The sequence below is a fragment of the Tessaracoccus flavescens genome, assembly GCF_001998865.1.
Taxonomy (GTDB): Bacteria; Actinomycetota; Actinomycetes; order Propionibacteriales; family Propionibacteriaceae; genus Arachnia; species Arachnia flavescens.
Genome location: NZ_CP019607.1, coordinates 22,484 through 46,569 on the forward strand (window position 1 = coordinate 22,484; position 24,086 = coordinate 46,569).

General features: G+C 65.6%; 18 protein-coding genes and 1 tRNA gene. 13 read left to right on the forward strand and 6 right to left on the reverse strand.

The annotated features are described in order from the left end of the window. The first annotated feature begins 62 nt into the window (after positions 1–62). Entirely contained in the window at positions 63–833 is a 771-nt protein-coding gene (locus BW733_RS00115; protein WP_077346818.1) for a hypothetical protein, read from the forward strand. A gap of 85 nt (positions 834–918) precedes the next feature. Here the strand turns inward: BW733_RS00115 and BW733_RS00120 are convergent, their stop codons facing one another. Then, positions 919–2,175, reverse strand: a complete 1,257-nt coding sequence (locus BW733_RS00120) for an integrase catalytic domain-containing protein (protein WP_152024495.1) — start codon at positions 2,173–2,175, stop codon at positions 919–921. A gap of 158 nt (positions 2,176–2,333) precedes the next feature. Here BW733_RS00120 and BW733_RS00130 point away from each other — a divergent pair. Beyond that, positions 2,334–2,407, forward strand: a tRNA-Val gene (locus BW733_RS00130). Here the strand turns inward: BW733_RS00130 and BW733_RS19925 are convergent. Together BW733_RS19925 and BW733_RS00140 are read right to left on the reverse strand one after the other, a co-directional pair. Continuing rightward, positions 2,367–4,040, reverse strand: coding sequence for a recombinase family protein (locus BW733_RS19925; protein WP_077352569.1), 1,674 nt, complete (start codon positions 4,038–4,040; stop codon positions 2,367–2,369). The two genes, BW733_RS00130 and BW733_RS19925, sit on opposite strands and share 41 nt — an antisense overlap. Positions 4,041–4,373: 333 nt before the next feature. Continuing rightward, entirely contained in the window at positions 4,374–4,682 is a 309-nt protein-coding gene (locus BW733_RS00140) for a hypothetical protein (protein ID WP_161490087.1), read from the reverse strand. 239 nt (positions 4,683–4,921) lie between these two features. Between BW733_RS00140 and BW733_RS17630 the strand changes: the two genes are divergently transcribed. The 11 genes from BW733_RS17630 to BW733_RS00190 all read left to right on the forward strand — a co-directional run bounded on the left by BW733_RS17630 (position 4,922) and on the right by BW733_RS00190 (position 18,525). Continuing rightward, on the forward strand, positions 4,922–5,149 hold the full coding sequence (locus BW733_RS17630) for a hypothetical protein (protein ID WP_152024496.1): 228 nt from the start codon (positions 4,922–4,924) through the stop codon (positions 5,147–5,149). A gap of 196 nt (positions 5,150–5,345) precedes the next feature. Then, entirely contained in the window at positions 5,346–6,116 is a 771-nt protein-coding gene (locus tag BW733_RS00145; protein WP_152024497.1) for a TIGR04255 family protein, read from the forward strand. Between the two features lie 244 nt (positions 6,117–6,360). Next, positions 6,361–6,768: a hypothetical protein gene (locus tag BW733_RS00150; RefSeq protein WP_152024498.1), complete on the forward strand. Its 408-nt coding sequence runs from the start codon at positions 6,361–6,363 to the stop codon at positions 6,766–6,768. Between the two features lie 2 nt (positions 6,769–6,770). Then, a complete protein-coding gene (locus tag BW733_RS00155) occupies positions 6,771–7,484 on the forward strand; it encodes a hypothetical protein (protein ID WP_077346824.1) in 714 nt (237 codons plus the stop codon). Continuing rightward, positions 7,367–9,031, forward strand: coding sequence for a type I restriction-modification system subunit M (locus BW733_RS00160; protein WP_237268350.1), 1,665 nt, complete (start codon positions 7,367–7,369; stop codon positions 9,029–9,031). The genes BW733_RS00155 and BW733_RS00160 overlap by 118 nt, the downstream gene beginning before the upstream one ends. Continuing rightward, complete coding sequence (locus BW733_RS00165) at positions 9,028–10,332, forward strand: restriction endonuclease subunit S (protein ID WP_077346826.1); 1,305 nt, start codon at positions 9,028–9,030, stop codon at positions 10,330–10,332. Before BW733_RS00160 ends, BW733_RS00165 begins: the two co-directional genes overlap by 4 nt. Positions 10,333–10,373: 41 nt before the next feature. Beyond that, entirely contained in the window at positions 10,374–13,679 is a 3,306-nt protein-coding gene (locus BW733_RS00170) for a type I restriction endonuclease subunit R (protein ID WP_237268249.1), read from the forward strand. Between the two features lie 2 nt (positions 13,680–13,681). Continuing rightward, positions 13,682–14,008 carry a DUF3644 domain-containing protein gene (locus tag BW733_RS00175; RefSeq protein WP_077346830.1) on the forward strand — a complete coding sequence of 109 codons (327 nt, stop codon included), beginning with the start codon at positions 13,682–13,684 and terminating at the stop codon, positions 14,006–14,008. A gap of 65 nt (positions 14,009–14,073) precedes the next feature. Beyond that, the gene (locus BW733_RS00180) at positions 14,074–15,063 is read left to right on the forward strand and encodes an IS481 family transposase (protein WP_077346832.1); all 990 of its coding nucleotides are present in this window, start codon (positions 14,074–14,076) and stop codon (positions 15,061–15,063) included. A 2-nt stretch (positions 15,064–15,065) separates the two neighbouring features. Next, positions 15,066–15,983 carry a TIGR02391 family protein gene (locus BW733_RS00185; RefSeq protein ID WP_161490088.1) on the forward strand — a complete coding sequence of 306 codons (918 nt, stop codon included), beginning with the start codon at positions 15,066–15,068 and terminating at the stop codon, positions 15,981–15,983. Positions 15,984–16,632: 649 nt separating this feature from the next. Continuing rightward, on the forward strand, positions 16,633–18,525 hold the full coding sequence (locus BW733_RS00190) for a hypothetical protein (RefSeq protein ID WP_077346836.1): 1,893 nt from the start codon (positions 16,633–16,635) through the stop codon (positions 18,523–18,525). Here the strand turns inward: BW733_RS00190 and BW733_RS00195 are convergent. The 3 genes from BW733_RS00195 to aceE form a co-directional block, all read right to left on the reverse strand. Beyond that, on the reverse strand, positions 18,500–20,710 hold the full coding sequence (locus BW733_RS00195) for a 6-phosphofructokinase (RefSeq protein ID WP_077346838.1): 2,211 nt from the start codon (positions 20,708–20,710) through the stop codon (positions 18,500–18,502). The genes BW733_RS00190 and BW733_RS00195 overlap by 26 nt on opposite strands. Further along, positions 20,707–21,066, reverse strand: a complete 360-nt coding sequence (locus tag BW733_RS00200; RefSeq protein ID WP_077352575.1) for a DUF3052 domain-containing protein — start codon at positions 21,064–21,066, stop codon at positions 20,707–20,709. Before BW733_RS00200 ends, BW733_RS00195 begins: the two co-directional genes overlap by 4 nt. Positions 21,067–21,243: 177 nt before the next feature. After that, complete coding sequence (gene aceE / locus BW733_RS00205; protein WP_077346840.1) at positions 21,244–24,003, reverse strand: pyruvate dehydrogenase (acetyl-transferring), homodimeric type; 2,760 nt, start codon at positions 24,001–24,003, stop codon at positions 21,244–21,246. Between the last annotated feature and the right edge of the window lie 83 nt (positions 24,004–24,086).

Genomic DNA, 24,086 nt, shown 5'->3' on the forward strand with positions numbered 1-24,086 from the left:
GCTTTCGCTCTGGAGGCGGGGTTGATTAGTTTGGTGGCCATCCCCGTCAAAGGAGCTGCATCGTGCGCCGCCGTTGGTTGACCCTCGTCCTCGCCGCCGTCTTCGGCGCCTCCGGTGCGCTGCTGAGCCTTCCGGCACACGCCGAGATCGACGTCTACACCACCCCGGGCACGCACAACGTCAACGGCCGCAAGTGGAAGACCGAGTGCTCCAAGTATTCCTCCACCGTGACGCGGTGCCGCACCGAGATCTGGGCCACCACGGTCACCTACAACGGCGCGCGCTATGTCGAGGCCCAGGGCTGGGTCTTCAACAACCTGACCTACAAGACCAGCCCCCGGGCCACCTGGGAGGACTGGAACCCGCTGGTGACCCCCGGCACCCACGTCGTCAACGGCCGCAGCTGGAAGACCGAGTGCGACACCAGGTGGACGGGTAGCAACGGCTGCCGCTCGCAGCTCATGGCGACCGTCATCGAGAAGAACGGCTCGACCTACCGCACGGTCAACAAGTACGTGTTCAACAACATCGTCCACGTCACCCCGGTCCCCTGCCCCGTCTCTCAGGCGACAGCGCGCTCGGCCGTGAGCAAGTCCGACCTCGTGATCCACGACTGCGAGCGCTCGGCGCAGACGAAGTCCTGGGCGGCCGTCGACTACGCGGTCACCCACGGCTCGGGCGAGCAGTACTACTCGACCGCGTTCTTCCGCCTCTCGGGCTCCAAGTGGGTCTACGCCGCGCACAGCGGGCCCAATCCGTCGACGATCTGCTCCTGGGTGGACCGGGCGAACGTGCCCGCCGACCTGCGCGACCACGTCCCGTACTGCGCCTGAGCATCCGGGACCGTGGTACCTCACTGTCAAGTCCCCGCGAAATGGTAGGCCTTACCTCAGATATTTTTCCCCGCGAAAACAAGGGTTAGCTGGCCCGGGTTTTGAGGCCGGCGGGGTCGGGTGCCTTCCATGCGATGTGTTGTTCGAGACGGGCTGTCTTTCGGCCTGCGAGTCGGGTGAGCTCCTGTTGGATCTCGGTGATGCGTCGTTGCATTGCGACGGGTTTGAGGGTGGCCTTGTAGGCGGCTAGTTCTGTTTCCTGGGCGGGGTTGAGGACCCCGGCGGCCAGGAGCCTCTGGTAGGGGGAGCGTGGCTTGTCGTAGAGGCGTTTGCGGCGCCCTACGGTGTCGGTGGCCCAGCCTTCGGGTTTCTTCGTGGGGGTGAAGAAGTTGAGCCGGTCGTTGACCAGCGGCCATAGCTGGTTGAGTAACGCGAGTTCGGTGGCGGTGTCGTAGCGGTGGTAGAAGCCGTAGCGGCGCACGAGGTGGTTGTTCTTCGATTCGATGGTGGCTTGATCGTTTTTCTTGTAAGGCCGCGACCGGGTGAAGAACACCTCTCGTTGGCCGGCCCAGCCGATCAGGTCGTGGTTGATGAACTCCGAGCCGTTGTCACAATCGATCCCGGTGACCGCGAACGGGACCTGGGCGATGAAGTGGTCGAACGCGGTCCGGATGTGGAGGTGGGCGTTGTTGCGGATGGAGTAGGTGAAGCTCCAGCCGGTGTGCATGTCGGTGAAGTTCACGCTGCGGGCGAACTCGCCCTTCAGCGTGGGGCCGCAGTGGGCCACGGTGTCGACTTCGAAGAACCCGGGTTCGGCTTCGACCTCGTCACCGGCTTTACGCACGGTGATCGAGTTTCGTAGCAGGCTGCCGGGCTTGGTGGCGGTCTTTCCTCGGATCGGGTCCTTCGCCCGCGCCGGTGCGAGGTACCGGTCGATCGTGGCCGCCGACATCGATTCCAGCTCGGCCCTGACCTCGGCGCTGTAACGGTCCTGGCTAGGCACCAGTTCGCCTTCGGCTTCCATCGCATCGATCAGATCGCTCATGGATGCGGCGAGGTACTGCCCGCAGCTGCCCCCCGAGGCCGCCCATACCCGCTGCAGGATCAGCCTGGCGTCGTAGGAGTACTTACACGCCTTGGTCTTGCGCCGATCGATCACCGCGACCGTCGCGGTGGCCCGTCCCGGGGCCTGTTTCAACCGGGCCACCAACTGCTGGCGGGCATGGTCACGGTTCCAGCCGGTGATCTCGACCACGTGGTCGAGGATCTGGGACTTGCCCTTCTTCGGGGCCGCGGCATAGGCCTTGGCGTACTTCTTCGTGATCTCGACTCGGGCTGCCATCGACAGCTTCTCTCCAACCTCCACACCCCATCGTGGCCGGTCACTGTTTCCCGGGGAAAAGTATGTGAGGTACGGCCCCTTCGTTCGCGGGGACTATGTATGAGTGTCGTCGGGGACTGGCAGGCGGGCCGCACAATGGCTAGCCTTGTCTAGCCCGCGGGCGCATAGCTCAGTTGGTTAGAGCGCTTGCCTTACAAGCAAGATGTCGGGGGTTCGAGTCCCTCTGCGCCCACCCAAGGTGTCTTACGGGAACACGCGACATCGGTTGGTGTGGTGTGTTCCCGCCTGGCTTCCTTGCCTCCGGTCGTCTCTCGAACGATGGTCGCGAACGGTTCCGCGAGGCGTGGGCGTAGCTGCTCGTCCTCGGTGATCTCCAAGCGCGTGTAAAACGCCTGGTTCGCCAGCCTCCTACTCCCGTCATCGGAGTGGGCGTAGGCGTGGTGCGCGTCGGTGAGTAGCCGCAGGCTGTCGTGGAGGAACGCGCGACCGCCGGTGTGCCGCTCATCGTGCTCGCTCAGACGCTGCTCGATGTCAGCCAGCCCAGCGCGGATGCGGTCTTGATGCCGCTTGAGCGTGGGCAGGTCGATGGCGTCAGCGAAGTGCGCGGCAAGCAGCTTGTCGCTCTCGGCTTCGAGCCGTGCCCGGTTCGCGGTGAGGTCGGCGAACTCCTGATCGCGTCCCACGCTCCGCTTGTCGAACGCGGCGTCGACCTCGGCGGCGAGGTGGCAGTGGTCGTCTTCACTGATCGTGATGCTGGCGTAGGAGTCCTCGACCAGCCGCTCCGCAACCTGCACGGGCACCGCCCGTCGAGTGCAGTCGGTCTTCTTCGCTGCTCTGCCCGAGCAGACGACGTAGGCGTAGCTCGTGCCACGCGGGTTGGTCGCGAAGTCGAGCAGCATCCGCGACCCGCAGGTGCCGCAGTGCAGCAAGCCTTTGAGGTGGTGGGCGTGCTGGACGTGCCGGGTCATCTTCGCCGTCCGCGCCCGCAGGAGCGATTGCACCGTGTCGAACAGCGCCGGTTCCACGATGGGTTCGTGCGCGCCGGGGTGGAGCGCGCCCTTGTAGCGGATCACCCCGGCGTAGTACGGGTTCGTCAACACCCGATAGAGGGCGTTCTTGCCCAACGGCCTGGATGGGCGCTTCGGCGACGGCACCGACAGCAATCCGCGCGCGGTCAGGTCGCGCAGCAGTGCCGTCACAGAGATCTCGCCGGTGGCGTAACGCTCGAACGCCCACCCGATCAGCGGTGCGCGCTCGGCATCGACCTCGACCGTGCGTACCTCGCGACCAGCGTCGTCGGTTCGGCGCACGTTCAGGTAGCCGATGGGTGCGCGTCCGGGGGTGCCGCCCTGGGCGACCTTCTGCGTCAGCCCCTTCGTGACTTCGGTGGCCAGGTTCCTACTGTAGAACTCCGCAATGCTCGACATGATGCCGTGGACGAGCATCCCCGAAGGCGTCTGGTCGATGCTCTCGGTGGCGGAGACGAGGGTGACTCCGGCGCTGATGAGGGCTTCGTGGATCTTCACGTCGTCGGCGCGGTTGCGGGCGAGCCGGTCGAGTTTATGGACGATGCAGAACTGCACCCGCGACGCGGCGATGAACGCCAGCACGTCCTGCAACCCGTCACGATCCGCCGAGCGTGCGGGCTCACCGGCGTCGATGAACTCCCGCACGATCCGCACCCCGAGTTCGTCGGCCTTCCTCGCGTTCGCCTCGCGCTGGGCGGGGATGGAGAATCCCTCGTCGGTGCCGCCACGTTCGGCCTGCTCGCGCGTGGAGACGCGAAGGTAGGACACCCCGAGCAGCATGGGTGTCGCGGAGGCGGCATCCAGCGGCGAGGAACCGATGGTGGTGGCGGTGCTCATTGTGGGCCTCCTTGCGAGAGTGATGCTTGATCTCGATTCTCTCGCGCACCCCTGACAACCCGAAGGGACGAAGGCGACTCCGCGAGGCCGTCTGGCGGCGGGAGGCCGTGGTCGGGCTCGCCAGCGACCCAGGCACGGTGCCGCGCATCGGCGATGCCGAGCACCCACTCGACAAGCTTGCCCAGGTCAGGCTCATCCCGCCGCGCCACCCGCAGCCGCAGATCCTCACCTCCCCAGCCATGAAGGACAGGTGCACGCCGGCCCGCACGGTGCACGGAACTTTGCTTCACGATCGTTCCTCACCAAGAGGACACGCGTCTTGCAGATCAAGGATCAGCCACTTACGTCGGTGACGAAACCGACGTAACGTAGAGCATGGCCCGCAAACGCTACGACCCCGACGAAGCGGACTTCGACGCCCGCTACCAGCGATGGATCGCCGCACTCGAATCCGGCGACGAAGACGGACTCCTGGAAGCCACGGCGGCGATCCCCCCCCTGAACAGCCGAGTGCTCGATAGGTTCTTCGCCGTCGAGAGCGACGAGCTCGGAAGGCCTGGACGGCGGGCCATGGAGCAACGCCTGATCGTGCTCCTGAGCGAGCTTCGCCCACACGAAGCGACACGGCTCCGCGAACTGCATAAGGCCAGGCAACGGCGTCTTGACCGCATTACTCGAATCGGACGTACCGTGGAGCTGCCCACGAAGTGCGCGCTGCGGCAGCAAGCTCAAGGAGGTGAAGCCAACAGGCAGGCCGCGCATCTACTGTTCACCAGCCTGCCGCAAGGCTGCGTACGAAGACCGCCGCGCCCACAGCGACGGAGCAGTCAAGGTCCAGGTCGTCGAGCGCGTCGTCACCGACGTCAGAGAGCGCCGCATCGATGCCCCACCCGCGAAGCGAGTGCATCCGCGAGGTCTTCGCCAACGACGATGCGCTTGTGAACGTGATCTGGGCACTCATCGACGCTGTCCGAGGAGGCGAGGACCCCGCGTTCAGCCCCGACCAGCCGAGGTTCTGGGACCTCTACAACAAAGTCGAAGTGCTCTACGAGGCCGTCGTCAAACGCGCCCGCAAGCTACGATCCACCGGACCCTGCCGAGTCAGCTGAGGAGGAACCCTGGTTGGCGAACGGGGTCCGACGTCACATGCAACGCTTCACCCGGCAGGACCCGGAGGAACCTCCTCGTGTGCCGTAGTCTTGCGAGTGACTACCGATCACGTTTGGTTGTTGTTCTGGTTGCAGCACTGGTAGGATCGTTGGTGTGAGGGAGCGAGAGATTTACCCGAGCGCACCTATCGTCCTGATGGCGATCGAGGTGCGGCACCCGCCGTGCGAACCGCTCGACCGCAAGCAGGTTGCGGAGGTGTCCGCGCGGATCAAGCACTTGCTGCCCCTGCCGAGCGAGATGGATGAGGTCTCTGTCACGGTGCAGGCAGGGCCGGACGGTCCGCCCACACAGCAGCAGGTCGTCAGCAGCTTTCCGAGGTGGACGAGCCGCGACAAACGAACGGCGCTGTCGGTCCGCGCCGACAGCCTGGTGATCGAGACCACCGACTACGGCAGTTACGACAGGATGCGTGAGTTGCTCGACATCGTGCTCCAGGCCCGCCTGGCCGTTGCGGCCCCGGCCGGAGTCGAGCGGATTGGGCTCCGGTACATCGACGAGATCAGGGTTCCCGCTGAGAACGGTGGCAGCGCGCCAGACTGGGATCAGTGGGTGGATACTTCGCTACTCGGTCCCGCGCATATCGGTGCGGAACTGGGGCTTGCGCCGGTTGTGAACGAAGGCGTCTTCGTCTTCTCCGGCGGCAGCGATCATGCGCTGGTGCTGAGGTACGGCGCGCAGAGCGACTACGCCGTGCAATCGACTCCCGACCTGCGCCGTCCGTTGCCTCCTCCGGGGCCACTGTTCAAGCTGGACATCGACAGTTTCTGGCAAGCAGCCGACGAGGTGCCCGAGTTCGACGAAGAGCTCATCCTGCGCCAGGCAGATGCACTGCATGAGCCCGTGCGTGGGGTCTTTGAGAGCGTGATCACGGATCGACTACGAGAGGAAGTGTTGCGAAATGGCTAACACCTTGGTGCGGAACGCAGCTGCCGAGTCGGCGCTGGGTACACCCGCCACGGCGAGCGGATCGAAGTCCATGCCTACGCTCACGGAGGCAAGAGCCACTGCTTCCCGTCTCATGACAGAGGTCGGAGGGAACAGAAGTGTTGCTCGGACGCTTCATCAGGACTTCGATGACCTTCACAAGCGGATCACTGATGTGGAGTGGCGTACTGCTGCCGCTGAGCGAAGCAAAGCCAGCGTTGCCTCGATGCTGGCGGAGTTGGCCGATCTCGGGTTCGCCTGGCGCGACATCGCACGGATGGTCGGCGTGAGCGTGCCCGCAGTGCAGAAATGGCGGAGAGGTGAGAAGGCGTCGGGCGATAGTCGTAGTCGGCTTGCGAGCCTGCTCGCAGCGTGCGACTTGATCGCCGGTCGTTACCTCATCGATGAAATCGCCTCGTGGTTTGAGGTGCCGCTCTCTTCGCCTGCTCCGGTCACGCCGATCGTGCTCTACTCCGCCAATCGTGCGGACCTTGTGTTCGAGTTCGCAAGCGGCCATGTAGATCCTGAAGCGCTGCTGTCGGAGTTCGACCCCGACTGGCGCGAACGGTACCGATCCGACTTCGAAGTCTTCGAGGCGGGCGACGGCAACCGCTCGATTCGCATGAAGGGCTAATCTTGAGCCGCGACCTCGAATCCCCGTACGTAGAGGGTGTCCCAGACTGGGACGCCCTCTACCGTGCGCGCGGCGACGAGGTCTCGGCAACCCGACCTATCTTCACCGGCGACGTGTTCACCGGTATCCAACTCCTCGGGTCAACAGGTAACAGGAAAGCGCGCTCCGTGGTCGTCTTGCAGCACCCGTGTTCGATGCGGATGAACGGCGTCGACGTCGCCTGGCAGGTACTCGTCGCAGAAGTGACGAATCGCAAGGAACTCGACGAGCACGGCTGGGTGGGCGGCAACTTCAACCTGATGCCGCTGCCCGACATCCGCCGCGAGGTGACGAGCCAGAGTCGGCATCAGGCGGCGAACTTTGACAACCTCTACACGGTGGCACCTGACGTGCTGACCTCGCGCGTAGCCTCCCTGTCGCCGTTCGGGGTGAACCTCCTTCTTCAGCGATGGGTGCACTACAGTTCCCGAGTCGTCGTGCCCACCCACACCTTCCACGAGCAGACCGTCGCCTTCTACGAAGAGGCGGACCTGATCGAGGAGTGGTGCGACGAAGCGAGCGGTGATGATCTCCGGGCCGAGACGCAGGCGTGCCTGAACTGGCTGCGCGCCGACAGGGACGGCTCGACCTATCAAGAATTGCTGAAGAACCCGCAATCGCACAGCATGATTCGCCGCGCGATGCGCCAGGCGCTGAAAGAACGGAACCAGAGTTGAGAACGACTGACCTCGCCAAGGTGCGCGCCACGCTGTGGGCGGCGGCCGACGAGTTGCGCGCGAACTCGAAGCTGACGCCGGTGCAGTATCGCGACCCGGTACTGGGTCTGGTCTTCCTCGCCTACGCCGAGAACCGCTTCGAAGGGATCAGAGCTGAGGTCGAGTCGCGGGCTTCTGCGCGTAACCCCGCCACGGTCGCCGACTACAAGGCCAAGTCGGTCCTGTACGTGCCTGACGAGTCGCGGCTGTCGTACCTGGTCGGGCTGCCCGAGGGCGACGACATCGGTAAGGCCGTGGATGACGCGATCAAGGCCATCGAGGCCACTAACCCCGAGCTGAAAGACATCCTGCCCCGCGGCTACCAGAAGCTCGAACGCCCGACACTGATCGAACTGCTGCGGCTCTTCGCACCGCTGCCGACCCAACTCGAAGGTGATGCGTTCGGGTTCATCTACGAAGACTTCCTCTCCAACTTCGCCGCCCAGGAAGGCAAGGGCGGCGGCGAGTACTTCACCCCCTACTCGATCGTCCGGCTGATCGTCGAGATTCTGGAACCCTTCCAGGGCCGCGTGTTCGACCCGGCCTGCGGCTCGGGCGGCATGTTCGTGCAGTGCGCGAAGTTCGTCGAACGCCACCACGACAACCCCACCCGCAAACTCTCGGTCTTCGGAACCGAGAAGACCGAAGACACCGTGCCGCTGGCCAAGATGAACCTCGCCCTCCACGGGCTCTCCGGCGACATCCGCCAGGCCAACAGCTACTACGAAGACCCCCACCGCGCGGTCGGCGCGTTCGACTACGTGATGGCCAACCCACCGTTCAACGTCGACAAGATCAAGAAGGAACAACTCGCGGGCGACAAGCGATTCCCCTTCGGCCTGCCCAAGGCTGACAACGGCAACTACCTGTGGATTCAGCAGTTCTACGCAGCCCTCGCACCGACAGGTCGCGCCGGGTTTGTCATGGCGAACAGCGCGGGCGACGCGGGCCACTCCGAAAAGGAGATTCGCAAGCAGCTGGTCGAGTCGGGCGCGGTTGACGTGATGATCGCCATCGGCTCCAACTTCTTCTACACCGTCACGCTGCCGGTGACGCTGTGGTTCCTCGACAAGGCCAAGCTCGGCACCCCGCGCGAAGACACGGTGCTGTTCATCGATGCACGGCACATCTACAACCAGATCGACCGCGCCCACCGCGACTTCATGCCCGAGCAGATCGAGTTCCTCGCCAACATCGTCCGCCTCTACCGGGGCGAGGACGTCGAGACCGTCGGAGGCAGCGAGGCTCTGCTGGCCAAGAATTTCCCCGATGGGCAGTACGCGGATGTCGCGGGCCTGTGCAAGGTCGCGAAGCGCGCCGAGATCGAGGCGCAAGGCTGGAGCCTCAACCCTGGGCGATACACGGGATCTGCCGTCGTCGATGAGGATGACGAGGACTTCGCCGTCAAGCTAGAAGAGCTGTACGAGGAGTTCACACTTCTCAGCAACGAAGCCGACGCGCTACGCGCCAAGGTGGATGCCGCCGTCCAGGGGATCCTCGACGCATGAGCGAATGGAGTCGCGTTACGATCGCGGAACTCGCGAGTCCCGACCCACACGCGCTGGCGACCGGTCCGTTCGGCTCGGCGATCAGCGCCAAGAACTTCGTTGAGCACGGAGTCCCGGTGATTCGCGGCTCGAACCTTAGTCTCGATGTCGGTGTGAGGTTGAACGACAACGGCCTTGCCTTTCTCACAGAGGCCAAGGCAGCGACCTTTAGGCGGAGTGTGGTACGCCGAGGCGACCTGGTCTTCACCTGCTGGGGGACGATCGGCCAGATCGGGCTAGTTGATGATCGCGCCGCGTTTCCCGAGTATGTCGTGTCGAACAAACAGATGAAGCTGACACCCGACCCCGCGAAAGTTGACTCGACATACCTCTACTACCTCCTATCGAGCCCCGGCCTCGTTCGCGTGGTAACCGGCCAGTCGATCGGTGCGGCGGTTCCAGGCTTCAACCTGGGTCAGCTCAAGGAAATCACGGTGAACGTGCCAACCCTCGAAACTCAGAGGGGCATTGCAGGCGTGCTGAACGGCATCGACGACCTGATTGAGAACAATCGGCGGCGGGTGGCGGTGCTGGAGGAGATGGCGCGGGCGATCTACCGCGAGTGGTTCGTAAAGTTCCGCTATCCCGGCCACGAAGACGTCCCCTTCGTAGACTCCGCCCTCGGGCCCATCCCCGAGGGGTGGTCGACGGGAATCATCGACGACATCGTCACGGTTAGCAAAGCAAGCGTTGACCCGGCCACGCTTGACCCCGAGACCCCCGCAATTGGTCTGGAACACATTCCGCGGCAGCAGATCTCGCTCGACGACTGGGGCAAAGCCGGGAGCCAGGGCAGTCGCAAGGCTGTGTTCGAGAAGGGGGATGTGCTCTTTGGCAAGATCAGGCCGTATTTCCACAAGGTCAGCGTTGCTCCAGTAGATGGCATCTGTTCAACCGACGCGATAGTGATCCGCCCGCATGCCGCGCACTGGGGGCAGGCGGTGTTCACCGCATCGAGCGCCGAGTTCGTGACTCACGCAACACAGACGTCGAATGGCACGAAGATGCCACGCGCTGACTGGAAAGTGCTCGGCAAGTGGTCGCTCGCCGTTCCCCCTACGCGGCTTGCTGAGTCATTCAGTGATATCGCCAGACATCATCTTGCCCTTGCAGAGACGCTCATGTTCGAAAACCGCCGACTGGCGACGATGCGCGATCTGCTGCTACCGAAGCTCGTCACGGGCCAGATCGACGTTTCGGCGCTCGACCTGAATGCGTTGGTTTCGACAGGCTCAACCACCGAAGGCGGAGTCGGGTCATGACGCCGTCGGGCCCGGAATTCGCTTACGTCGAGAAGCCCAGCATGGATCTGCTGGGGCAGCTCGGGTGGGCGCAGGTCGATGCCTTCCAGGAGACGCTCGGGCCTCAGGGGACTCTTGGTCGCGATTCTCAGCACGATGTCGTCCTGACCCATCGCCTCCGGTTCGCGATGCGCAAGCTCAACGATCCTGATGTTCCCGATGCCTCGATCAACGAGGCGATCGAGGTGCTCACCAAGGACCGCTCGGTCATGGACCGCGTGCGTGCGAACCGTGAGGTCTACGACCTGCTGCGTGACGGATACCGGGCCGAGTGGGTCGATGATCTCGGCGATAAGCGGATCGAGACGCTGCATTTCCTCGACCTGAAGAACCCCGCCAGCAACGACCTGCTTGCGGTGCAGCAGATGTGGGTCAAGGGCCACCTCCACTCACGCCGACTTGATGTTGCACTCTTCGTCAACGGTGTGCCGTTGGTGTTGATGGAGTTCAAGGAGCCGGGTATCGCGCTGAAGTCGGCGTACGACGACAACCTGACCGACTATCGTGACACGATCCCGCAGCTCTTCATCCCCAACTGCTTCGTGCTGCTCTCCAATGGCAGTGGGGCGAAGGTCGGAGCGACGTACGCGCCGTGGGAGTTTTTCGGCGACTGGAAGGTCATCGACGCCGCCGGCACCCGTGGCGCGATCGCGTTGGAGACCGCACTTCGGGGCACCTGTGACCCGGCGATCCTGCTCGACCTCTTTGAGAACTTCGTCGCCTACTTGGAGCGACCAGGTGGCCTGATCAAGAACGTTGCCCGTTCCCACCAGTACCTCGGGGTGAACGCGGCCATTGGGAACCTGCGCCGGGCTCGTGCCGAGCAGGATAAGCGACTCGGGGTGTTCTGGCATACCCAGGGTTCGGGCAAGTCGCTGTCGATGCTGTGGTTCACGCAGAAGGTGCTGCGTCAGATCGCTGGCAAGTGGACGTTCGTGATGGTCACCGACCGCACCGAGCTCGACACTCAGCTCCATGGTGAGTTCGCCGATGCCGGGGCGGTCCCGCCCGGGGCCCACGTTCACGCGGCATCCATCGCCCATCTGCGCGAACTCCTCGCCGCGGATCACCGCTACGTGTTCACTCTGATCCAGAAGTTCCAACCGTCGAAGGCGGCGGGCGAACGCGAGATGCCGGTGCTCTCAGATCGCTCGGACATCATCGTCATCACCGACGAGGCGCACCGCAGCCAGTACGACACCCTCGCGTTGAACATGCGTCGTGCGCTGCCCAACGCGTTGATGATGGGCTTCACCGGCACTCCGCTGATCGCGGGCGAGGAGCAGGCGACTCGAGAGCAGTTCGGCGAATACGTCAGCATCTACAACTTCCGCGATGCCATCGAGGATGGCGCGACCGTGCCGCTCTACTACGAGAACCGCATCCCCGAACTGCAATTGGTCAACGACAACTTCTCCGACGAACTCGACGCACTCCTCGAAGTGGCCGAGTTGGATGAAGACGCCGAGGGTGCGTTGGCGCGTGAGTTCGGCACGCAGTACACGCTGCTCACTCGCCCGGAGCGGCTGAAGACCATCGCGTCTGATCTGGTGCGGCATTTCGTCGGGCGGGGGTTCTCGGGCAAGGCTATGTATGTCGGGCTCGACAAAGCTGCCGCCGTGCGCATGTATGACCTGGTGCAGGAGGCGTGGGCCGAACACCTGGCTGAGCTGCGCCGACAGCACGATGCACTGCCGGAATTGGAGCGGCCCTGGCTCGCTTCGCGTATCGAGTTGATGGAGACCACCGATATGGCGGTCGTGGTGTCGCAGAGTCAGAACGAGCTGAAGACGCTCGACGACCTGGGCCTCGACATTCGCCCGCACCGCGAGCGGATGAACCGCGAAGACCTCGCCGAGAAGTTCAAGGACGCCTCCGATCCGCTGCGGCTCGTCTTTGTCTGCGCCATGTGGATGACCGGCTTCGATGCTCCAAGCGTCTCGACGGTCTACCTTGACCGGCCGATGAAGAACCACACCCTGATGCAGACCATCGCCCGCGCCAACCGCGTCTTCCCCGAGAAAGACAACGGGCTGATCGTCGACTATGTGGGCGTCTTCAGGAACTTGGAGAAGGCACTCGCCGTCTACGGCGCAGCGAGCGCGGGCGAGTCGCCCATCGAGATCATCGACGCGCTCGCTGGTGAGTTGGATCTGGCGGTCTCGGGCCTGATCTCGTTCTGTGCGAACGCCGGGGTCGATCTCATTGCGATGCGCGACGCTGAAGGTTTCGACCACATCGCCAAACGCGACGCTGCGATCGAGGCTCTGCTGGTCGATGAGGAGACCCGCAATGACTTCACCGGCAAGGCGCGGCAAGTGCGCAAGCTGTTCAAGGCGCTCCTCCCGAATCCGAAGGCAGCTGCCCAGCAACGTACCGTGGCCGCGATCCGGGTGCTCCATGAGCGCATCGTCGAAGTCACACGTCCGCCCGAGGCCGACATCTCGGCGGTAGCAGATGCGGTTGATGCTCTGCTGGACCGTTCGGTCGGCGCGGAGGAGTACGTCATCCGAGCCGCAGCCGAAGGCACGAACCCCGACCCGTTGATCGACCTGTCGCTCATCGACTTCGACGGTCTCGCCGCCAAGTTCGCCGGTCGGCAGCGGGCCGAGACTGACCGGCTCGCTCAGTTGCTCCGTCAACAGGCGATCGGAGCGGCCCTGCGGAACCCCACCCGCTACGAGCTCGTCGAACGCATCGAACAGCTGATCGAGGACTACAACGCAGGCAGCGTGAACATCGATGAGTACCTGCGTCGCCTCATCGAACTGTCCCAGACCCTGACCGCCGAGGAAGAACGGGCCGTTCGAGAGGGCATGACCGAGGAAGAGCTCGCGATCTTCGACCTACTGACAAAGCCTGACCCTGTCCTGACCGCAGAGGAGCGAGAGACCGTCAAGGCGAGCGCGAAGTCTCTGCTGGAGCACCTGCACGAGAAGATCGTGCAGGACTGGCGGCGCAAGGTCGCCACGACGAACGACGTCAACAGCACCATCCGCCGCGTCCTGGACCAGAGTCTCCCGGAAGCGCCGTACACCGTCGACATCTTCCACACCAAAGTGCAGTTGGTCTTCGACCACGTCCTTACGGCCTACGGCGACAACGGTGAGAGCGCCTACTTGCCCCGAATCGACTTCAGCTACCCGAGCAGCCGTGTCCAGGTCGAATACGACCGCCCGATCGACGTGAACAAGGTCGCGGACGATGTCGTCGCGCGCATCCACGCCGACCCCGACTTCGCCGCGCAGGTTGCCCAGCAGTTGCAGGGCAACATGGCGTCAGATGCTGGTCAAGCCCAAGAGAGGTAGCCGTGGGAACACTGTCCATCGCCCAGAAGACCATCCTTGAGTCTGTACTCGGGATGCAGGGTGGCTTCGTCCTGGACTTCTCCAACACTTCCTTCGGCCAGTTCTTCGATGCGCTCGGGGTTGACATCTTCGAGGAGCAGTACGCGGAGAATGGAACATCCAAGGCGAATCGTCTGCGAGTGTTTTGGCGCCTTGCAGACGACGCCGAGGTTTCCGCGGCGCTCATCGCCTTCGCTGACTATGTCGAAGCTAAGAATGCCGTCCAGGCGGGCGCTCTAGATGTACTGACCACGGAGATTGAGTACGCGCGGCGGGTCTGCTGGACATAGGGGAAGACCTCTGAGTGAAGTGTGGGACTTACGACAGAACCCATTTCACGAAACAGAGGTCTTCCATGCCCCACCGTAACGCCATACTCACCGAAACCGGACGTCTGCACCTGGCCCAGCTCGTCGTTGACCAGGGCTGGACCCTGCGGCGAGCCGCGGAACGTTTCGGTGTCGCGGTCAACACCGCCCGCCGCTGGGCGCAGCGTTACCGCGAACAGGGCCTGGCCGGGATGGTCGACAAGTCCTCTCGCCCGAAGCATTGCCCGCATCAACTCTCGCAGCGCACCGAGCGTCGCATCGTCGGGTTGCGTGTAACCAAGCGCTGGGGCCCGGCCCGGATCGCCTACCACCTTCACCTGAACCCCTCGACGGTCCACAAGGTCATCAGGCGCTACGGCTGCCCACCCCTGCGATGGACCGATCCTGCTACCGGAGCCAGGATCAAAACCTCACGCGCCGAGAAACGCCGCTACGAGCACGCCGCCCCCGGCGACCTGGTCCACGTCGACATCAAGAAACTCGGCCGGATCCCCGACGGCGGCGGCCACAAAGTGCTGGGCCGTGCCGCGGGTACCCGGAACAAGACCAGAACCGCCACGAACCGCCGGCCCGGGTATGCCTACATCCACAACGCCGTCGACGACCACTCCCGCTTGGCCTACAGCGAAATCCTGACCGACGAGAAGAAGGAAACCGCCGCCGCGTTCTGGCAACGCGCCAACGCCTTCTTCAACGCCGCCGGGATCACCGTGACACGAGTCTTGACCGACAACGGCGCCTGCTACCGCTCCAACGCCTTCAAAAAGGCTCTCGGCGACGACATCACACACAAACGCACCCGCCCCTACCGACCCCAAACCAACGGCAAAGTCGAACGGTTCAACCGCATCATGCTCGAGGAATGGGCCTATGCCCAGCCCTACACCTCCGAAACCCAGCGAGTCGCCGCCTTCGACCAATGGCTGCACCATTACAATCACCACCGAGGCCACACCGCGCTCAAGGGACATCCCCCAGCCGCGCGCGTACCCAACCTATCCGGGGTGAACATCTAGACGTGTCCGGCGAGCAGATCGAACGTGTACGCGGTATTGCAGCCGGCCTCGGAATGCGAGTGGCCCTTTCGGCGCCCGACTCGGCACTCGGTGCAGAGGCCACGGCGGGAAGCGAACTGCGGATCGAGATCCACCCAGACATCCGTTCACACATCCAGTCATACATCGCCGCTTCCGATTATTTCCATGCTGTCGAAGAGGCGTACAAGGTCGTGCGGGAGAAGCTCCGAGAGCTCACGGGCGAGGAGCGTGCCACCGCCATCTTCAACGAGAATGCGCTGAACGAGCGGCACTACCCCAAGTTCTTTGGCGACGATCCTTCTCCCACCCAGGCAGAGCGAGACTTCCGCAGAGGCGTGGGGTATTTGCATCTGGGTGTCCAGTTTCTGCGCAACGAGAAGGCGCACACTCTAGCGACTGACATGGAGCCGAACCTGGCGATCCACTATGTTGCGCTCGCCAGTCTCGCGTATGACCTCGTCACACGGCACGTTGGCGAAGCGACTGTGAAGGAGATTGAGGACCTCGTGGTCGCGAAGCGCCGAGGCTACAGATCAGCCACTGCCTTCTACCGAGAATTTGAGAACGGCAGATGGATCAGTTCGTTGGTGCTTCCCGACTGTTTCAAGTCGGTCGCGGTTCGCAAGCGGCTGAAGGCGAAGTGGGTCGAGGAGGCTGACTTCACGCGCAGTTTCGATCAAAGCAACATCGCGCTAATGCAACTAGAACTCGTTGCGGGCGAACTGACCGATGACGAACTCGACGAACTCATGGCGCGCCCTACGAAGGATAGCTATGGGAACGACCAGCAAGCGGGAATGGTTGACTTCTTGGAGTACGTTTCCTCGACGAGACCCGGAGGGCTCACGGCGACCGCGAAGGCGAGGCTGGCAGCGCTGACCGTAGAGTCGAGTTCTTAGCGTCGCTTCCCGGCCCGGGCGCGCGTCTTCGCCCACACCGTGCCTCGGTGGACACCGAACTGCTTCGCTACCGCGTTTACGCTCACGCCACGCTCAAGAGCTGTTCGCATAGCGTCCACTTCCTCTTCCGTGAGCCGTGTTCGAGGTCGTTGCATTGGTTCCGCCGACGCGCCGATCCGTCGGTCGTCGGCCTCGCCCTCCGGCTCAGCATCCCCGCGAGTGCCTTGATTCCACGCGGAAACAAGCCGCTCAACCCGCGGTCGCCTGTTCCCGCAGCGCTCCATCGCGTCCACGTCACGCACCGTCCCTGTGTCAACCCGGAGATCGTCCGTCGCTGGACATCTCCCGGCAGGACCTGCACCTTTCCGACGATAACGAGCCCACCGTTCCGCGTAGTGGTACAGCGGCTGGCGTTCCTCGGCCCGATGCCGGCATCCGCATCGGTCCATCAGAAGTCCGCGGGCTGCCGGACAGCTCCATCGCGGGCCGTCGCACCTCGGTGTCGGCCTTCGTCTGCCTCGTCCGACCATGGCACACAGGGTGGCGGGCCTCGGAGGTGTCCAGTAGGTGCCTCGGGCGGGTCCGGGGGCTTGAGTCAGCGAGCCTCTGTGGCAAGCTAGGCGGGTCGAGAAATCCGGGAGGTGGGGGTATGGCCGACGAGGTCGGGCGCCGTGGTGCGCCGTCCCCCGACGAGCCTGAACAGTCCCCCGCCGAGAGCAGGAGCCGACGCGGTCGCGCCTGGGACGAGCCGACCTCCCGGCACGCAACGCCCGGGCACCGCGGCCGCTTCGCCGACGAGTGGGACGACGAGCCGACCGGACGCTTCGCCCTTGACGACGATAACCCCGACGACGAACCGCCCGGACGCTTCGCCCTTGACGATGATGACCGGGACGACGAACCGACCGGGCGCTTCGCGGCCATTCCCGCGCCCGTCGACCCGATCAGCCCACGGGGGCGTTTCGCGCGCCGCGAGGACACCGAAGACGACCCGGTCCACTCGCGACCAGCGCGGGGAGCGCTCGGACGCTTCGCCTCGACCGCCGAGCAGGACGACGCCGACCTCTCAGACGATGAGCCCACCGGACGGTACGGCTTCCTCGAGGCGGAACTGCAGGGGCGCTTCGCCTCCGCACCGGACGAAGACGAACCCACCGGCCGCTTCGCCATCGGCTCACGCGCCCTGCGTGACCTCAATGACGATCCGCAGCCGGGGCCCGGCAGGCACGCCTCCCCAGATGCGGATGATCCTCCGGCTGAGGCGGCGACGGGGACGCTGATCCCCGAACCGGGTGCGCTCGCGCCGACCGGTGCACCGACTCCGACCACCGTCGAGGCGGTCCAGCCCGCGTTCTCGGGCCTGACTCCCCCTCCGGCGACGAGCCCGGTCGAGCCGGAGCCCCAGCCAAGTCCCGATCCCGTCATCGAGACGGCCCAGGGCGGGCCGGCGCTCTTCTCGTGGGACCAGCTGACCCCGCGAACCACGACGTCGCAGACCATGACGCCGACCCCCGCAACCCCGGTCGCCCCGACCAGTCCTGTCACACTCGGCCCCACCGCTGAGGACTCTGAGGACGCTTCACCGCCCGAGACCGTGCAGGCTGAGGTGCCCTGGCAGCCTTCGCCGTCCGAGGAGCCGGAGCCGGTCGTCGCGACCGGCGGATCGGGCGGAGGCGCGAGGCACGGTTCGCCGTCGTCACCGTCAGGCGATGACAACGCGCCGCGTCGACGGTGGGTGGCGGTCGCCGTGCTCGGGGTCGTGCTGGCCGTCGTGATCGGAGCCCTCTACCTCTACTTCGGCGATTCGCCCGAGACCGCGTCTCCCGGGCCGGGCGCCACCACCCCATCCAGCCAGGTCAGCGCCTCGCCGGGCACGCCGGGTGCAACCCCCACCGGGTCGACCGCGCCGGAGCCGACTGAGTCCCAGGCGCCCGGCTCCACCGAGCCGTCCGGCACCCCTGGCGGCCAGCCGGCCACGGCTTCGCCGAGCGCGACGACGACGCCCGCGCCGAGCACCCCTGCCACGCCGTCACCGGTGGTCCTCGACCTCACCGACGCGCAGGTCACGGTGCTGCCCGGCTGGCGGCTCTACGCCGACGAGGTGGTCCAGGAGAGCCGACGCCTGATCCGGATCAAGCAGCTCGCCACCGACACCAGGATCCAGATCGTCACCCTCCCAGGGATCACGGGTCCGCTGACCGACGCCTGCACGGATCTGGTCAACGACCACCGGGGCTCCTACTCCAACGTCGCGGCCTCGCTCGCCGTGTCCGTGCCGGTCGCCACAGGCGCTGAGGGGATCGCCTGCAGCTTCACGGGAACCCGGACCAGCGACAACGTGCCCACCCGGGTCGACTTCACCATCGTGCGACGCGACTCGGACGCGATGTCGCTCGTGTTCCGCGACACGAGGCCGCAGGAGGTGCCCGCCGACTCGCCCGCCCTCGCGGAGCTGGTCCGCATCGAGTGTGCCGCAGCCGACTCCTTCGGCGTGACGATCTCGCAGTGCGCGAGCGCTACTCCTGTCCAGGGCGGCGGCTGAGCTGATCGAACACCGGGCGCAGCTGCATCCACCACTGGCGCTTCGGCCGCTGGTTGTCCCAGTCCATGTCCCCGGTCACGTCGCGCAGCGGGGCGAGCAGGCCGGCGGCCTCGCTCGAGGCCGCCACGTATTCGCTGCGCCCCTCCACCAGCTGCGCGTCCAGGTTCGAGATCGCCATGTAGGCCAGCCGGGTGGCGTTGATCCGGTCGAACGGCGAGGGCGAGCCTCCCTGCTGGATGTGACCGACGACGGCGTCACGCACCGAGTACAGCCCGTGGCCCTCGGCCTCGAACAGCTTCGAGATCACGTCACCGGTGTAGAACTGGCTCGCCTCCTCGCCCATCACGGCGAGATAGAACGACCGGCCTGACTCGAACGCGTCGACGAGGGCCGCCACGTCGGTGGTCAACTGCTCGAGCGTGATCCCCGTCTCCGGCAGGTACGCCTTCTCGGCGCCGCCTGCGATGGCGCCGAGCAGCGGCAGGAACCCGCAGGTGCGGCCCATCGTCTCGACGACGAAGGCCCGCTTGCTGGCCGATGCCGACATGCGCACCATGTCGATCGAGCTCACGATGGTGTTGAGCGCCGTGTCGGCTCCCACCGCCATCGGCCACTTGGGCAGGTTGTTGTCGATGCTGGCGGGGAGCAGGGCGATCGGGATGTTGAAGGCCGGGTAGCGCTTCCGCTCCGCCTCCATCATGGAGACGGTCGCATAGGCGTGGTAGCCGCCCATGACGAGCAAAGCGTCGATCCCGTTCTCCTCGAGGGTGCGGGCCATGCGGTACAGGTCGGCCTCCACGGGCACGTAGCGGCGCGTCCCGAAGGTCGCGCCACCGGTGTTGGCCATGCCCTCCACATCTGACCAGCTCACCTCGCGGATGTCGCCGGAGATCAGGCCGGGGACACCGCCCTGGATGGCGAACAGGTCGTAGCCGCGGTCGAGCCCGGCCCGGACGGCCACCCGCGCCAACTGGTTCATGCCTGGGGCGAGGGCGCCTGCGTGCATGACGGCGATCCGCTTGGCGTCCGCGCTCGGCAGGACACTCGGCCTCGCCTCGGAGAGCATCCGGTAGATCTCCACCATGGTGGTGAAGCCGACGCCGCGGGCCTCGATGGCCGCCTCGTAGTCGCCCTCGGCGACATAGTCGGAGACCCGGCGGGTCGCCTCGACCGCCTCGATCAGGGGCGTGCAGTGCACCTCGTCGCGACGCACGCCGACCAGCAGCGGCTCGGACAGCGCGTCTGCCTCCAGCACGCGCTTCACGGCCTCCACACCGCAGGCGGTGGCCATCCAGCGGTCATAGGCCGACGGGGTTCCGCCACGCTGCACGTGGCCGAGGATCGTGATCCTCGCCTCCTCGCCGGTCAGGTCGCGCAGCACACCCTGGATCCGCTCTGCGGTGATGGCATGGCCCTCACGGTCGGCCGCGCCCTCGGCCACGATGATGATCGAGTCGCGCCTGCCTGCGGCCCGTCCCCTGCCAAGCACGTCGACCATGCGCTCCTCCCATCCGTCGCGCGGCGGCGACTCGGGGAGGAAGGTGTAGTCGGCGCCGCCCGCGATGGCCGTCATCAGGGCGAGGTAGCCGCAGTGACGGCCCATCACCTCGACGATGAACGTGCGGCGGTGGGACTCGGCGGTCGAGCTGATCGCGTCGACGGCCTCGGTGATCCGGTGCATGGCGGAGTCGGTGCCGATGGTCATGTCGGTGCCGACCATGTCGTTGTCGATCGAGCCGACCAGCCCCGCGATGTTGAGATGGGGGTGCGCCAGCGCCTGTTCGGCAGTGATCCGCCCCGCCTCGACGAGTTCGGCGACATACTCCGGCCAGGCGAGGCAGAGTGCACGGCTCCCGGTCAGCGACCCGTCGCCGCCGATGACGATCAGCCGGTCGATGCCGTTGAGGATCAGGTTCTCGACGGCGCGGAGCTGCCCCTCACGGGTGCGGAACTCCTGCGAGCGGGCGGTGCCGATGACGGTTCCGCCCTTGTTGAGGATGCCGGAGACGTCGCTCCAGCCCATGTGTTGGATGTGGTCGCCGCCGAGGATCGCTCCCTGCCACCCTTCACGGATGGCGAACACCTCGGCGCCCTGGTGTATGCCCGCACGCACGATCGCTCGTACCGCGGCATTCATCCCCTGCGCATCCCCGCCCGACGTCATCACGCCGATGCGGGCCCTCATCGACGCGAGCCCTTGGGGCGAAGCACCTTCGTGGCCTGCCAGTCCGGCGCCACGCTGGCGGTCTTCGTCAGGGTGAGGCCGGCGACGGTGACGCCCTCGGCGATGGAGGCTGCTGAGATGAACCCAGGCCTGCCGACCTTGGGGGTGAAGAGCCAGATGGGGCCTGCCTCTGCCAGATCGGTCATGGCGTCGACGAGGCCGTCGGCGACGTCGCCGTCCTCCTCGCGCCACCAGAGGATCACCGCGTCGACCGCCTCAAGCGGGTCGTCGATCATCTCGGCGTCGATACTGTCCATGATGTCGTCGCGCAGGTCGGCGTCAACGTCCTCGTCCCAGCCGAGCTCCTGGACGATCATTCCAGGGGTCAGGCTGAGCAGGTCCGCGCCCGCCACTGCTTCATTGGTCGACTTTCCTTCTGCCGTGTCCACGGGTCCAAGCCTGCCAGATGCGGGCCGCAATTTCACGACCGCCCCCGGTAAGCGTGAGCGGGGCCGGTCCCGAAGGACCGGCCCCGCTTGGCGTTGAAGGGTGGATCAGGCGTCGCCGCCCGCGTTGCCCGAGGCGCCCGCGGTCACGTCGTCGAGCTTGTACTTCGCCGCCGCCTCGCTCGCCCACTCCTGCGGAACCTCGCCGTTGGCGGCGAGACGTTGCAGCACCGCGACAGCGACGGAGGGACCGTCGATGTTGAAGTAGCGGCGCGCCGCCGCGCGGGTGTCGGAGAAGCCGAACCCGTCGGCGCCGAGCGTCGTGTAGTCACCCGGGACCCACTGGCGGATCTGGTCAGGCACCGCACGCATGTAGTCGGAGACCGCCACGACAGGGCCGGGGGCGTCCTTCAGCTTCTGCTCGATCCAGGTCGCCTCGAAGTCGCCGTTCGGGTCGTGGAACAGCTTCGCGTCGAGCTCGAGGCCCTCGCGGCGCAGCTCGCCCCACGAGGTCACGGACCAGACGTCAGCGACCACGCCGTAGTCGTTCTTCAGCAGCTCCTGGGCCTCGAGCGCCCACGGGACGCCGACGCCGGACGCGAGGATCTGTGCCCGACGGGCGTCGTCGCCGACGCCCTCGGTGGATCCGGGCTTGACGAGGTACATGCCGCGGAGGATGCCCTCCACCTCGACGCCCTCGGGCTCGGCGGGCTGCACGATCGGCTCGTTGTAGACCGTCAGGTAGTAGATGACGTTCTCGGCGTCCTCGCCGTACATGCGGCGCAGGCCGTCACGGACGATGTGGGCGATCTCGTAGCCGTAGGCCGGGTCGTACTGGACCACCGCGGTATTGGTCGAGGCGAGGATCGGCGAGTGGCCGTCCATGTGCTGGGTTCCCTCACCGGTGAGCGTGGTGCGTCCGGCGGTCGCGCCGATCAGGAAGCCTCGCGCCAGCTGGTCGGCTGCCGCCCAGATGGCGTCGGCGGTGCGCTGGAACCCGAACATCGAGTAGAAGACGTAGATCGGGACCATCGGCTCGCCGTGAGTGGCATACGAGCTGCCCGCGGCGGTGAAGGAGGCGACCGAGCCTGCCTCGTTGATGCCGGTGTGGATGATCTGGCCCGACTTGGACTCGCGGTAGCTCAGGAACAGCTCGTTGTCGACGGGCGTGTAGTTCTGGCCGTGCGGGTTGTAGATCTTGATCGTCGGGAAGAAGGCGTCCATGCCGAAGGTGCGGGCCTCGTCCGGGATGATCGGCACCACGCGCGGGGCGAACTGCTTGTCGCGCATCAGGTCCTTGAGCAGGCGGACGAAGGCCATCGTCGTGGCGACCTGCTGGTTGCCCGAGCCCTTCTTCGACGACTCGTACGCCTTGTCGCCGGGCAGCGAGATGAACTTCCGGTCGCCTCGCCGCTCGGGCAGGTAACCGCCGAGCTCGCGACGACGCTCCTGCAGGTACTGGATGCGGGGATCGTCCTGGCCGGGATGCACGTAGGGCGGCTGGTAGGGGTTCTCCTCCAGTTGCGCGTCCGAGATCGGCACGTCGACACGGTCGCGGAAGCCCTTGAGGTCGTCGAGGGCGAGCTTCTTCATCTGGTGGGTCGCGTTGCGGCCTGCGAAGTGCTTGCCGAGGAAGTAGCCCTTGATGGTGTGGGCGAGGATGACGGTGGGTGCGCCGGTGAACTCGGTGGCCGCCTTGTAGGCGGAGTAGACCTTGGCGAAGTCGTGGCCACCGCGGGTAAGCCGCCAGATCTCGTCGTCGCTCCAGTCCTTGACCATGGCGGCAGTGCGCGGGTCGCGCTCGAAGAAGAACTTGCGCACGTAGGCGCCGTCGTTTGCCTTGAACGTCTGGAAGTCGCCGTCGGTGGTCGAGTTCATCAGGTTGACCAGGGCGCCGTCGGTGTCGTTGGCCAGCAGCGGATCCCAGCCGCGGCCCCAGACCAGCTTGATGACATTCCAGCCGGCGCCACGGAAGAACGCCTCGAGCTCCTGGACGATCTTGCCGTTGCCGCGTACCGGACCGTCGAGACGCTGCAGGTTGCAGTTGACCACGAAGGTGAGGTTGTCGAGTTCCTCGTTCGCGGCGAGCTGCAGCGCGCCGCGCGACTCGACCTCGTCCATCTCGCCGTCGCCGAGGAAGGCCCAGACGTGCTGCTGCGAGGTGTCCTTGATGCCGCGGTTGTGCAGGTACCGGTTGAACTGTGCCTGCCAGATCGCGTTGATCGGGCCGAGGCCCATCGAGACGGTCGGGAACTCCCAGAAGGTGTCCATCTGGCGCGGGTGCGGGTAGCTGGGCAGCGCGCGCAGCTGGCCGTCGGCGTAGTGCGAGTGCTCCTGACGGAAGCCGTCCATGTCGGCCTCTTCGAGGCGGCCCTCGAGGAAGGCGCGGGCGTACATGCCGGGAGAGGCGTGCCCCTGGAAGTAGATCTGGTCTCCGCCCCCGGGGTGGTCCTTGCCGCGGAAGAAGTGGTTCATGCCCACCTCGTACAGCGTCGCCGACGAGGCGTACGACGCGATGTGGCCGCCGACGCCGATGCCGGGGCGCTGGGCGCGGTGCACCATGATCGCTGCGTTCCAGCGCAGGAGACGACGGATGCCGCGCTCGAGTGCCTCGTCGCCCGGGAAGGCGGGCTCCTGCGAGGCTGGGATGGTGTTGACGTAATCGGTGCCGGTGAGCGAGGGCACGCCGATGTGACGCTCGCGTGCGCGCTCGAGGAGCTTCAGCATGACGTAGCGGGCGCGGTTCCGGCCGCCTGCGTCGATGACCCCGTCCAGCGATTCCAACCATTCGTTGGTCTCGGCGGGATCGATATCCGGCAGATTGGTGGGCAGACCATTGAGAATCGGTCCGGCCTCGTTCTGACTCACGAAGGTTCCTCTCCATGTCGGGCGACTGGCAGTCCGCACGGGGCCGCCAGACCTCCACCCTACCGCGCATCCACCGTGGTCAC